The sequence below is a fragment of the Pseudomonas sp. MS01C9 genome, from assembly GCF_058202755.1.
This window is the reverse complement of record NZ_CM177073.1, coordinates 1,080,482-1,093,002: the sequence shown is the minus strand read 5'-3', so window position 1 is coordinate 1,093,002 and position 12,521 is coordinate 1,080,482. Positions and strand designations below refer to the sequence as shown.

The following is a 12,521-nucleotide window of genomic DNA, read 5'->3' as shown; positions in this document are numbered from 1 at the left end:
TCGTGGTTCCTCAGGCTTGGGCGTTGGCTTTGATCAGGCGGTCGTACGCATCCTGATCCAACAGCTTAGCCATTGCGTCGGCGTCGGTCGGTTTAAAGCGGAAGAACCAGCCTTCGCCCATCGGGTCTTCGTTGACCAGTTCCGGGCTGGCGTCGAGTTTGTCGTTCACTTCCAGCACTTCACCGTCCAGAGGCATGTACACACCACTGGCGGCCTTGACCGATTCTACCGTGGAGGCCTCGGCGCCCTTTGCATAGGACTGCAATTCAGGCAGTTGCACAAAAACCACGTCCCCCAATGCGTTCTGCGCGAAAGCGGTAATGCCGACGGTAACGCTGCCATCGGCTTCGGCACGCAGCCATTCGTGATCTTCAGTGAAACGCAACTCGCTCATGGAAACTCCTGGGGCCAGATTCGTCTGGTGGACGCGAAGGAAGGCGCGGGGCTTGGCCCGGCCGAATGGCTATACCCTTAGCAAGAATGCGGCCAATATGGATAAGTGCTTGTAAATCAATGGTTTGATCGGATCTTTCAGAACGGGAATCCCCTCGTCTGTAGCGAAATCGCTACAGCTATGAGGTGCAATAAAAACGTTGTGGGATCAAAGCCTTGCGCAGCGCAGATTAGCGAAGGGTGTAGCGATATCGTTCCGCTGTAGCGCTTTCAGTACAGATGGAGGTCGTTTTTGGCTTGATTCTGAACGCAACGCTGGCCCATGGAACACCCAAAAAGTCAGGTGGTTGTCCACCTTCTCGGGGGGCCGTCACCTTGTGGAAGCGAGCTTGCTCGCGATAGCGGCGGATCGGTTTGCACAGCAGTGACTGGCAGTCCCCATCGCGAGCAAGCTCGCTCCCCCAGGGTCTACGGCTTGTTGGAAATCCCGTACTTGCGCAACCGATGGGCAATCGCGGTATGGGAGGTTTGCAAGCGGCTGGCGAGTTGGCGGGTGGAGGGGTAGTTGACGTAGAGGCTTTCGAGCAACTGTTTTTCGAAGGTTTCCACGGCCTGTTCCAGGCTTTCGACTTCCACGTCGCCCTGACGCGCGACGGAGGTGCCGGCGATGTCCAGGTCGCCGATGTCCACCAGGCTGCTTTCGCAGATAGCCGCGGCGCGGAAAATCACGTTCTGCAGTTGCCGGACGTTGCCCGGCCAGCGGTTGCCCAGCAGCGCCGGGTACGTCCCCGGAGCCAGGCGACAGACCGGACGCTGGATCTGCGCACAGGCCTGCTGCATGAAATAGCGCGCCAGCAGCAGGATGTCCTGGCCACGTTCGCGCAGGGGCGGGACTTCGACGTTGAGCACGTTCAGGCGATAGAACAGGTCTTCGCGGAACGAGCCTTCGCTGACCATCTTCTCCAGGTTGCGATGGGTGGCGCTGAGGATGCGTACGTTGACCTTGATTTCCCGGTCGCCCCCGACCCGGCGGAAGCTGCCGTCGTTCAGGAATCGCAGCAACTTGGCTTGCAGGTACGGTGACATTTCGCCGATTTCATCCAGGAATACCGTGCCCTGGTTCGCCAATTCCATCAGCCCGGGCTTGCCGCCCCGTTGCGCACCGGTGAAGGCGCCGGGGGCATAGCCGAACAGTTCGCTTTCAGCCAGGTTTTCCGGCAGGGCGGCGCAGTTCAAGGCCAGGAACGGCGCGCTGTGGCGGGCACTGATGGCGTGGCAGGCCCGGGCCACCAGCTCTTTGCCGGTACCGGTTTCGCCCTGGATCAGCAGCGGTGCATCCAGGGCCGCCACCCGCTGGGCCCGGGCCTTGAGGGTCCGGATCGCCGGGGATTCGCCCAGCAGCGCATCGAAGCCTTCGGCATGGTCGTGGTGCAGCGCCGACAGGCGTTCACCGATGCGATTGGGCTGATACAGCGTCAGCAGCGCCCCCGCGTCGGTGATGGGCGTGGCGTCCAGCAGCAGCGTCTGGCCGTTGAGGGTGACTTCCCGCAGTGGCAGGCGGAACCCGTTTTCCAACAGGGCGCCCAGCAGCGCTTCATCGCCGAACAGCCCGGCCACGCTCTTGCCGGTGGGGTCACGTCCGTACAGGGCGATCAATGCCGGGTTGGCCAGCAATACATTGCCGGCGCTGTCCAGTGCCAGCACCGGGTCGGTCATGGCGGCCAGCAGGGCGTCGAGCTGCAGGTGCCGGCGCTGGCCGGGCAGGATATCCACCACGGTGACCGACTGCACGCCCCGCACGGCAAACAGCGCCTCGCGCAATTCATCCAGCACTTGCGGGCTGAGGGTCGGCGCATCGATGTAGACGTTGGGCGGCACCATCTCCACCGCATCCAGATTGAGATTGCGCCCACCGAGCAACGCCAGGACTTCCTGGGTGATGCCGACGCGGTCGATGAAGCTGACGTGGATGCGCATGGGGCGGTTTCGGGTTCTGGACGACGAAGGGTGGCAAGTATGCCTTGGGGCGGGCTATTGGTGAAATCCTGGTGCGAGGCTTGAAGCTGTACAGCGATTCCCTCTGGGAGCGAGCTTGCTCGCGATGGCTGTCAGACAGTTAACAAAAAGGGTGGCTGACACGCCGCCATCGCGAGCAAGCTCGCTCCCACAAAGGCTCCTGCGGATGATGGTTACAACCCCATATCCCACTCTGGATCCTCGGGAAACTTCAGTACCAGGAAATCCACCAGGCTGCGCAGCGCCGACGGCATGTGCTTGCGTGAGGCATACACCGCATACATGGCCATCTGACGAGGTTCGGCGTGAGGCAGCAGGCGGATCAGCTCGCCGCTGCGGATATGAGTGCCGGCCTGGTAGCTGGGCAGCATGGCCACGCCGGCGCCTGCCATGGTGACCCGCAGCAGTGTGCTGGCTTCGTTGGTGCAGATGTTGCCTTGCACCGGTACCGAAACCTGCTCGCCGTCCTGCTCGAAATGCCAGAGGCTCTTGCCCACATAGGAGTGGGTCAGGCAGTTGTGCCCGCTCAAGTCTTCGACCCGCTGCGGTGCCGGGTGGTCGCGCAGGTAGGCGGGCGAGGCGCAGATCACCGAGCGACAGACCGTGAGGCGCCGGGCGATCAGGTTCGGGTCCAGGTCGTTGCTCATGCGGATGGCCAGGTCGATACGCTCGTCCACCAGGTTCACGGTGCGATCGAGCAATTGCAGGTCGACTTTCACGCCAGGGTATCGCTTGACGTATTCGACCAGGGCCCCGGCCAGTTGGGCCTGGCCGAACGAGGGGCTGGCGCTGATGCGCAGCATGCCCCGGGGCACGTCGTCGGGTGTGCTGACCGCCGCTTGCATGTCGCCAGAGAGTTCCAGCATCTGCCGACAACGCGGCAGGATCTCCGTTCCCGCGGCCGTCAGGCTGAGCTTGCGGGTGGTGCGGTGCATCAAGCGGGCACCCACCCAGTCCTCCAGTTCCGCCAGGTAGCGCGACACCACCGGGCGCGACAGCTCCAGGTGATCCGCCGCTGCCGACTGGCTGCCCAGGTCCACCACCGTGATGAACACCCGCATTGCTTGTAGACGATCCATGATTTGCCCGATTTCAGAAACAAACTATGTTCGATCATCGCATTTTTTGAAATCAATCACGTCACTAAGCTCCGTCTCATTCCCTTCCGGGCTTTTGGACAATGGAGCATTCATGACCGCATTCACCCCACTCAAACGCCTGTTCCTGGTAGGCGCATCGATGGCATTCGCCGCCCACGCCTGGGCGGCCGACCTGACGCTCGATGTCTACAACCCCGGCACGGCGGCGATCTTTCCCGTGACCTCGGTGCTGGTCAGCGGCGAGAAGGAGGCCATCCTGGTGGACGCCCAGTTCGGCCAGTCCCAGGCGGCCCAGGTGGTGGAAAAAATCCGCGCCAGCGGCAAGCGACTGACCACCATCTACATCAGCCACGGCGATCCAGACTACTATTTTGGTCTGCAAACCCTGACCGCCGCGTTCCCTGAGGCCAAGGTGCTGGCCTCCGCGCCGACCGTCGAGCACATCCGGCAGACCGTCGAGGGCAAGCTGAAGTATTGGGGGCCGATCCTGAAGGCCGACGCACCGGCCAAGGCCATCGTGCCCCAGGTACTCAAGGGCCACAGCCTGACCCTGGAAGGCAAGCGTCTGCAGATCGTTGGCCTGGAGGGCCCGCAGCCGGACCGCAGCTTCGTGTGGATCCCCTCGATCAAGGCCGTGGTCGGCGGTGTGGTGGTGGCCGAGAACATTCACGTCTGGATGGCCGACACCCAGACGCCGCAGTCCCACCAGGACTGGCTGGCGACGCTCGCAGGCATTGAAAAACTGCAGCCGAACACCGTGATCCCGGGCCATTACCTGGGCGAAAGCGTCCGCTCCCTGGCGCCGGTGGCATTCACCGCCGGTTACATCAAGGCCTTCGACGAGGAAACCGTCCGGGCCAAGGACTCCACCGCGCTGGTCGCCGCCATGAAGCAGCGTTATCCGGAGCTGGGCGAAGCCAGCTCCCTGGATCTCAGTGCCAAGGTCGCCAAGGGAGAAATGAAGTGGTGAATCCCGATCTGTGATCGGAGCACCGTCGTGTCGAGAGCATAACCCTCTCGCCGCAAGAGCAGGTATTCAACATCGCGAATCACTGGAGAACATCATGAGCAAGATCGCAATCATCGGCGCCACCGGGCGTGCGGGCAGCCAGCTGTTGGAAGAAGCGCTGCGTCGTGGTCACAGCGTCACGGCCATTGCCCGCAATACGACAAAGATCGGCCAGCGGGCCGGAGTGACCAGCAAACAACTGGACGTGCTCGATAGCGAGGCGTTGACCGCCGCGGTGACAGGGCATGATGTGGTGATCAGCGCCGCCCACTTCGCCACCGTGCCGGCCGACAAGGTCATTGCGCCGGTGAAGGCGGCTGGAGTCAAGCGCTTGCTGGTGGTGGGCGGGGCCGGTTCGTTGCTGCTGCCGGATAACAGCCGGGTGATCGACGGCGATGGCTTCCCGGAGCAATACCTTGCCGAAGCCACGGCCGGCGCGTTATTTCTCGACGTGCTGCGCAATGAACAAGACCTGGACTGGACCTTCCTTTCGCCTTCTGCGGAGTTCGTCGAAACCGAGCGTACCGGCCGGTTCCGTATCGGCGAGGATCACTTGCTGTTCGATGAGTCCGGGCGCAGCTGGATCAGCTTCGCCGATTACGCCATCGCCATGATCGATGAAGTGGAAAGCCCGCAGTTCCCGCGCGCCCGCTTTACCGTCGGCTACTGATCCGGCGCCTCGTGCCCCCGGTGGGAGCGAGACCGCTCCCACACCCGGCTGTTCAGGCGTGAACCCTCACCCAGACGCTGACCAGTAGCGTCGCGGCCATCAGCCAGGCCACTGTCGCCACGGCCAGCGAAGCTTCCAGGCGCATGCGATCGACCATCACATACAGCGTGCCCAGGTATACCAGGTACGGAATGACCGACCACATGCCGAACACGATGGTGGTCTTCAGGTCGTCCACCGAGCGACCCTTGCCGACAATGTAGTGAGCGATGAGGGCAAAGGTGGGGAACAACGGCACCAGCCCGGCGATGTAATAGTTCCTGGTCTTGGCGAGCATCGCCAGGATGACCACCACCGCCGCACCCAGCGCCGCCTTGAAAATCAGGTCCACCGTTTCATCACCCCAGGTTAATGGCTCAGGCCGTATTTCTTGACTTTGTCGAACAGCGTGGTCTTGGCCATGCCCAGCTCCTGGCTGGCCTGGGTCAGGTTGCCACCGCTGCGTTGCAGGGCGTCCGCCAGCAGGTTGCGCTCGAAGGCTTCCACCGCTTCGGCGAAGGCCAGCCCCTGGCCGCCACTGGCTCCGGGTTTCTTGAAGGCCGGCAGGCCCAGGGCGAAGCGCTCGGCGACGTTACGCAGTTCTCGCACATTGCCCGGCCAGTCGTGGCTCATCAGGTTCGACAGGGTCTGGTTATCCAGCTCCGGCGGCGTACGGTCGAAGCGCAGGGACGACTGCTGGAGGAAATGTTCGAACAACTGGAGGATGTCTTCACGTCGTTCCCGCAGGGGGGGCAGTTCAAGGGTCACCACGTTGAGACGGTAATACAGGTCGCTGCGAAACTGCCCGGCGCGCCCCATTTCATCCAGGTCGGACTTGGTGGCGGCGATCACCCGGCAATCCACGGCCACGCTCTGGTTCGATCCCAGGCGTTCCAGGGTGCGCTCCTGCAATACCCGCAGCAGCTTGATCTGCAAGGGCAGGGGCATGCTCTCCACTTCATCGAGAAACAGTGTGCCGCCGTCGGCGTGCTCGATCTTGCCGATCCGACGCTTGCCGGCCCCGGTGAACGCGTTGGCCTCGTGGCCGAAAATCTCGCTTTCGAACAGGTTTTCCGGCAGGCCCCCGCAATTCAGCGCAACGAACTGTTTGTCGTGGCGGCGGCTGAAATCATGCAGGCAACGGGCGACCAGTTCCTTGCCGGTGCCGGTTTCGCCTTCGATCAGGACGTTGGCCGAGGTGTCGGCAACGTTGGCGATCAGCTCCCGCAAGTGCTGCATGGCCGGGGAGCGGCCGATGATCCGACCTTCCAGGGAGTCGCGTTCGGCCAATTGCCGGCGCAGGGAGGAGACCTCCCGGGCCAGGCTGCGCTGCTCCAGGGCGCGGCGGGCGACATCCACCAGGCGTTCGGGGGAGAAGGGTTTCTCCATGAAGTCGTAGGCGCCTTTCTGCATGGCGCCCACCGCCATGGAGATGTCGCCATGGCCGGTAATCAGTACCACCGGCAGGCTGCGGTCCCGCGCCTTGAGACGGGTCAGCAGTTCCAGTCCATCGATGCCCGGCAGGCGGATGTCACTGATGACGATGCCGGCAAAATCATCGCCGACCCGCTCCAGGGCCTCTTCGGCGCTGCCCACGCCGATGCAGGGAATGTCTTCCAGGGCCAGGGCCTGCTGGCAGCCCAGCAGGACATGGGGATCGTCCTCGACGATCAGTACGCTCAGGTCGTTGTTCATAGCGGCTCGGCAGGTGAAAGGCTTACCAACGGTAAACTGAGGACGAAGGTGGTGCCACCGTCATCGGGGTGCTCGACTTCCAGATGACCGCCCGCAGCGGCGGCCAGGCTCGCCGAGAGGGTCAGGCCCAGGCCAAGGCCCTGCTCGCCAGGTTTGGTGGTGAAGAAAGGTTCGAACAGATGCTTGCGTGCCTGCGGATCGATGCCGTGGCCATTGTCCCGCACCCGCAGGCGATACTTGCCCTCCAGGGCTTCGCCTTCAAGCCACAGTCGAGGCTCGGCCTGCGCCTGCATGGCATCCAGGGCATTGCCCACCAGGTTCCCGAGGATCTGCTCCAGGCGTGTCTGGTCGATCTGTACCTGCACGTTATCGAAATCGGCCTGCACCTTCACGTTCAGGTTCTCAAGGCGGGCGCCCAGCAGTTGCAAGGCGGCCTCGACGGCCTTGCCGAGGCTGGCCCGGCCCTGGTCGTCCCCACGTCGGGCGAAGGAGCGCAGGCTGGCGGTGATCCGGCCCATGCGGTCGATCAGTTCATTGATGGTCTTGAGATTGGCATTGGCGATATCCAGCTGGCCACGCTCCAGGAAGCGCACGGTATTGCCGGACAGGGTGCGCAGGGCCGCCAGTGGCTGGTTGAGTTCGTGGGCGATGCTGGTGGACATCTGGCCGATAGCCGCCAGTTTTCCCGCCTGGACCAGTTCATCCTGGGCGCGACGCAGGGTCTCTTCGGCCTGGCGGCGTTCGCGGATCTGGTTCTTGAGGCGTTCATTGCTGGCCCGCAGGTCGCTGGTGCGTTCGGTAATCCGCCGTTCGAGCTGGTTGTTGGCTTCCTGCAGGGCCTCGCGGGCGGCGAGGCGGGTGGCGATGACCTTGCGTCGCTCGTTCCAGGCGATCAGCAGGAACGCCACCAGGGCGAACGCCACCGCTACCAGGATGCCTTGGTTGACGGCCTGTCGGCGCAGGTCCTCAAGCGGCGTCAACAAGGTGAAATTCCACGGTGTATCGCTCAGGGGGCGGGTCTGGGAGAGGTAGCTGATGGCTTGTTTGTCGGGCGCCACCTGGGTGTTGGCGGGGAAGGTCAATTTTTCCATGCCTTCGGTTAGCCGCTCCCGGTCCAGGGGCACCAGTTCGTTCAGCGGGAACCAGTAGTATTGAAGGCTGCGGGCCAGGCGTTCCTTGGTTTCGTCGCTCAGCGGTCGTACCGACTTGAGCCGTCGTGCCGGATCGCTGGAGAGAATGATGACGCCATTCTCGTCACTGACGAACGCCTCCAGGCGGGCCCGTTGCCAGCGTTCTTCGAGGGCTTCGAGGCGCACCTTGACCACGGCGACGCCGATGATCTTGCCTTGTTGCTCCAGGCCATGGGCCAGGTAATAGCCGGGCTCGCCGTTCGTACTGCCGATGCCATAGAAGCGGCCCGGTTGACCACGCACGGCGTTCTGGAAATAGGCCCGGAAAGACAGGTCTTCGCCCAGGTAACTGTCGACATCGCGCCAGTTGCTGGTGGCCATGACCCGACCGGTGGTGTCCATGACGTAGATGGCCCGGCTGCGGCTGCGTCGGTTCAGGCCTTCGAGGTATTCGTTGACGGTCTTGCGATGCTCGGGTGTCGGGTCGTCGAGCAGTTGCGAGACGCTGGATTCAAGCTCCAGCAGGCTGGGCAGGTAGGTGTACTTGCTGATCTCGCTCTCTACTGCGCGGGCATGCAGCTCCAGCTGGCGCTCGCCGTTCTCGGCCAGGCCACGGATGCCGTAGTGCTCGCTGATCCAGAAACCGAGATAACCCAGGCCGATCGTCAGGGCGATGATCAGCGGTGGCAGCAACAGGTGGCGGATCAGGCGAGGTTTCACGGCGAGTGATGGCGGCGCGGCGCGATAAAGGGTGGGGTCGCATTTCATCACAGAAGCCTTGGGTCAACCACAACACAAATCTACAAGCCAACACTGGATCCTTGTGAGAGCGAGCTTGCTCGCGATGACTGTTTACCGGCCGACAATAATGTTGACTGACAGTCTGCTATCGCGAGCAAGCTCGCTCCCACAGGGGAGAGTGGTGTTGTTTAGTGCTGCAGGATCTTCTCGAGGAAATGCTGCGCACGTTCAGAGCGGGCGCTGATGTCGCCGAAGAATTCTTCCTTCGCGCAATCCTCGATGATCTGGCCCTGGTCCATGAAGATCACCCGGTTCGCCACTTTGCGGGCGAAGCCCATTTCGTGGGTCACGCACATCATGGTCATGCCTTCGTGGGCCAGTTGCACCATCACATCGAGCACTTCGTTGACCATTTCCGGGTCGAGGGCCGAGGTCGGTTCGTCGAACAGCATCACCACCGGGTCCATCGCCAGCGCCCGGGCAATGGCCACGCGCTGTTGCTGGCCGCCGGAAAGCTGGCCCGGATGCTTGTGGGCATGGGCGGAGAGGCCGACCCGTTCAAGCAACTGCAGGCCTTTCTTGGTGGCTTCTTCCTTGCTGCGACCCAGCACCTTGATCTGCGCGATGGTCAGGTTTTCGGTGATGGTCAGGTGCGGGAACAGCTCGAAGTGCTGGAACACCATGCCCACCCGCGAACGCAGTTTCGGCAGGTTGGTCTTCGGATCGGCGATGGACGTGCCGTCGACCACGATGTCGCCTTTCTGGAACGGCTCCAGGGCATTCACGCACTTGATCAGCGTGGATTTGCCCGAGCCCGACGGACCGCACACCACCACGACCTCACCCTTGCTGACCTCGGTGCTGCAATTGGTCAGTACCTGGAAGTCCCCATACCACTTGTTGATGTTCTTGATAGAGATCATACGGCGAACCTTTTTTGCAGACGCTTGACCAGCAGCGAGGCGGCAAAGCTGATTGTGAAGTACACGAGACCTGCGATGATCAGGAACTCATTGGAGCGGCCGATGATGTCGCCACTGGCCCGCGAAGCATTGAGGAAGTCCACCAGGCCGACCGTGTAGACCAGCGAGGTGTCCTGAAACAGGATGATGCTCTGCTGCAGCAGCAGCGGGGTCATCTTGCGAAACGCCTGGGGCAGGATGATCAGGCGCATGGTCTGGCCATAATTCATGCCCAGTGCCTGTGCCGCGCCCATCTGGCCCTTGGGGATCGACTGCACGCCGGCCCGCACGATTTCGCAGAAATACGCCGCCTCGAACATCATGAACGCCACGACGCAGGAGCCGAACGCACCGATCGGGGTGTCCTCGCCGGTGATCCAGCGCAGCACGAATGGCACCGCCAGGTAGAACCAGGTGATCACCAGCAGCAGCGGGATCGAGCGGAAATAGTTGACGTAGGTGCCGGCGATGTTGGAGACCAGCTTGTTGTGGGACAGGCGCATGAGGGCCAGGATCGTTCCCAGAACGATCCCGCCGACCACGCCCAGGGCCATCAGCTTGAGCGTCATCACCATGCCGTTCCACAAGCCGGGAATGGCCGGGACGATGCCCGTGAAATCGAATTCCATCATTTACCCCCTACGGAGATCAGGCCGGGCACTGCCACTTTCTTCTCGACCATGCGCATGAGCAGCATCAGGCTCATGTTCAGGGTGAAGTAGATCAGCGTCGCCAGGGTGAACGCTTCGAACAGGTTGGCGGAGAACTCGGCGGTCTGCTTGGTCTGCGCCAGCAACTCCATGAGGCCGATCAGCGAGGCCACGGAGGAGTTCTTGAAGACGTTGAGGAATTCCGAGGTAAGCGGCGGAATGATGATCCGGTAGGCCTGGGGCAGCAGCACGTTCCAGTAGATCTGCGGCAGCTTGAAGCCCATGGCCCGGGCGGCGGATTCCTGGCCCCGCGGCAGTGCCTGGATACCGGTGCGCACCTGTTCGCAAACCCGGGCGGCGGTGAACAGGCCCAGGCACACGACGACGCTCAGGTAGGCCGAGGTGGTCGGGTTCAGGTCCTGCTTGTACCATTCCTGCAGGTTCTCGGGCAGCAGGTCGGGTATCAGGAAATACCAGATAAACAGCTGAACCAGCAGTGGTACGTTTCGGAAGAGCTCCACGTAGCAAGTGGCGATACCCGACACCAGCCGGTTCGGCACGGTGCGCATCACGCCGAGGATCGAGCCCAGCAGCAGGGCAATGATCCAGGCCGCGACGGCGATGGCAATGGTCCAGCCCAGGCCGGCCACGTACCAGTCGAGATAGATCTCGCTGCCCACGCCGGTGGACTTGAAGAACACGCCCCAGTCCCAGTTGTAATTCATCAGGGTCTCCCCTCAGATCGTTCGATGTACAAATGCCCGCCTGGGGAAGCTCCGTTCCCGTCCAGCCTTGACGGCCGGGCACACGCGTTCGGCTCGATAGCACCGGTTCGAGTGTTTCCTGAAAATTGCCAGCAGGGAGTGACCATCCCCTGAAAGGGCCGGGCCCCTTCAGGAGATAAGGTTAGTCAGAAAATCAGGACTTCTTGTCGTCAGCCGCCTTGTCGGTCGGATTGGCGATCAATGCCTTGAGCTCGTCGCTCATCGGGAAGTTCAGGTTCAGGTTCTTTGGCGGGATGGGCTGGGTGAACCATTTGTCGTAGATCTTGTTGATTTCGCCCGACTTGTAGGTGGCCACGATGGCGTCATCCACGGCCTTTTTGAACGGCGCGTCGCCCTTGCGCATCATGCAGCCATAGATTTCATACGACTGTGGGGTACCGGTCACTTCCCAGTCGCTGGCCTTCTTGGCCTTGGCGGCTTCGCCGGCCAGCAGGGCGTCGTCCATCATGAACGCAACGGCACGGCCCGATTCCAGCATCTGGAAGGACTCGCCGTGGTCCTTGGCGGAGATGACGTTCATGCCCATCTGCTTGTCGGCGTTCATCGCCTTGAGCAGGCGCTCGGAGGTGGTGCCGGCGGTGGTCACGACGTTCTTGCCTTTGAGATCGTCGAAATCCTTGTACTTGGAATCTTTCTTGGAGAGCAGGCGAGTGCCGATCTCGAAGATGCCGACGGAGAAATCAACCTGCTGCTGGCGTTCCACGTTGTTGGTGGTGGAGCCGCACTCCAGGTCCACGGTGCCGTTCTGCACCAGCGGGATACGGGTCTGGGAGGTGACCAGGTTGTACTTGACCTGCAGGTTCGGCATGTCCAGGTCTTTTTTCAGCGCCTCGACGACTTTCAACTGGATGTCGTGGGAGTAGCCGACCGGTTTACCGGAAGCGTCCGCGATGTAGGAAAACGGAATGGAAGCGTCGCGATGCCCGAGCGTGATGACGCCGGACTCTTTGATCTTTTTCAGCGTGCCGGTCAGTTCGGCCGCGAAGACTGGAGTGCTGATCAGAGCGGCAGCAATGGCTGCGCCCAGGAGATGGGGAACGATACGCATCGATGTTTCCTCGACATTGTTTTTTTTATTTCGGCCGGTACGTCGGCCCTGAGTACCTCTGATGTCCGGTAGCTCCTGTTGTGCTGGCACCCGGACAATCGTCTCCACGAGTGTAGAGCATGACTCGTGCCAGGCCAGTGATGTATAGCTAACTTGTTGTTTTGAAATGAAATTAATGTTTTGTTTCGGATTTTGTATAGCTTGTTTATCCGGTTAGCCGAATTGACTGTCGGGTCGCGTTCGGAAAACCGAATGCGTTGAACCTGCCCTGAGCTATTGTGGG

Annotated in this window: 12 protein-coding genes; 2 read left to right on the top strand and 10 right to left on the bottom strand. The window is 61.9% G+C overall.

All coding sequences use genetic code 11. The features are described 5' to 3' along the window. Nucleotides 1–10 precede the first annotated feature (10 nt). The 3 genes from gcvH to AC1M7R_RS05130 form a co-directional block, all read right to left on the bottom strand. Nucleotides 11–394, bottom strand: a complete 384-nt coding sequence (gene gcvH, locus AC1M7R_RS05140; RefSeq protein WP_490610273.1) for a glycine cleavage system protein GcvH — start codon at nt 392–394, stop codon at nt 11–13. A gap of 467 nt (nt 395–861) precedes the next feature. Continuing rightward, a complete protein-coding gene (gene gcsR / locus AC1M7R_RS05135) occupies nt 862–2,370 on the bottom strand; it encodes a transcriptional regulator GcsR (protein WP_072395066.1) in 1,509 nt (502 codons plus the stop codon). A gap of 212 nt (nt 2,371–2,582) precedes the next feature. Beyond that, the gene (locus tag AC1M7R_RS05130) at nt 2,583–3,488 is read right to left on the bottom strand and encodes a LysR family transcriptional regulator (protein ID WP_490610272.1); all 906 of its coding nucleotides are present in this window, start codon (nt 3,486–3,488) and stop codon (nt 2,583–2,585) included. A gap of 112 nt (nt 3,489–3,600) precedes the next feature. Here AC1M7R_RS05130 and AC1M7R_RS05125 point away from each other — a divergent pair, with 112 nt between their 5' ends. Then, on the top strand, nt 3,601–4,479 hold the full coding sequence (locus AC1M7R_RS05125; protein WP_072395064.1) for an MBL fold metallo-hydrolase: 879 nt from the start codon (nt 3,601–3,603) through the stop codon (nt 4,477–4,479). A 94-nt stretch (nt 4,480–4,573) separates the two neighbouring features. Continuing rightward, nucleotides 4,574–5,188 carry an NAD(P)-dependent oxidoreductase gene (locus AC1M7R_RS05120; protein WP_072395063.1) on the top strand — a complete coding sequence of 205 codons (615 nt, stop codon included), beginning with the start codon at nt 4,574–4,576 and terminating at the stop codon, nt 5,186–5,188. A 52-nt stretch (nt 5,189–5,240) separates the two neighbouring features. On the opposite strand, the gene AC1M7R_RS05115 is transcribed toward AC1M7R_RS05120, so the two are convergent. The 7 genes from AC1M7R_RS05115 to AC1M7R_RS05085 all read right to left on the bottom strand — a co-directional run bounded on the left by AC1M7R_RS05115 (nt 5,241) and on the right by AC1M7R_RS05085 (nt 12,238). After that, the gene (locus AC1M7R_RS05115; protein ID WP_165887865.1) at nt 5,241–5,570 is read right to left on the bottom strand and encodes a GlpM family protein; all 330 of its coding nucleotides are present in this window, start codon (nt 5,568–5,570) and stop codon (nt 5,241–5,243) included. A gap of 26 nt (nt 5,571–5,596) precedes the next feature. After that, nucleotides 5,597–6,874, bottom strand: coding sequence for a two-component response regulator AauR (gene aauR / locus AC1M7R_RS05110; protein WP_231991131.1), 1,278 nt, complete (start codon nt 6,872–6,874; stop codon nt 5,597–5,599). Nucleotides 6,875–6,918: 44 nt separating this feature from the next. Beyond that, complete coding sequence (gene aauS, locus AC1M7R_RS05105) at nt 6,919–8,820, bottom strand: two-component sensor histidine kinase AauS (protein ID WP_072395060.1); 1,902 nt, start codon at nt 8,818–8,820, stop codon at nt 6,919–6,921. Nucleotides 8,821–8,981: 161 nt separating this feature from the next. Further along, nucleotides 8,982–9,716: an amino acid ABC transporter ATP-binding protein gene (locus tag AC1M7R_RS05100; RefSeq protein ID WP_072395058.1), complete on the bottom strand. Its 735-nt coding sequence runs from the start codon at nt 9,714–9,716 to the stop codon at nt 8,982–8,984. Further along, entirely contained in the window at nt 9,713–10,384 is a 672-nt protein-coding gene (locus tag AC1M7R_RS05095; RefSeq protein WP_072395056.1) for an amino acid ABC transporter permease, read from the bottom strand. Before AC1M7R_RS05095 ends, AC1M7R_RS05100 begins: the two co-directional genes overlap by 4 nt. Further along, nucleotides 10,384–11,130 (bottom strand): amino acid ABC transporter permease, encoded by a 747-nt coding sequence (locus AC1M7R_RS05090; RefSeq protein WP_072395054.1) that lies wholly within the window; start codon nt 11,128–11,130, stop codon nt 10,384–10,386. Before AC1M7R_RS05090 ends, AC1M7R_RS05095 begins: the two co-directional genes overlap by 1 nt. 193 nt (nt 11,131–11,323) lie before the next feature. Beyond that, a complete protein-coding gene (locus AC1M7R_RS05085) occupies nt 11,324–12,238 on the bottom strand; it encodes a glutamate/aspartate ABC transporter substrate-binding protein (protein WP_072395052.1) in 915 nt (304 codons plus the stop codon). Nucleotides 12,239–12,521: the final 283 nt, after the last annotated feature.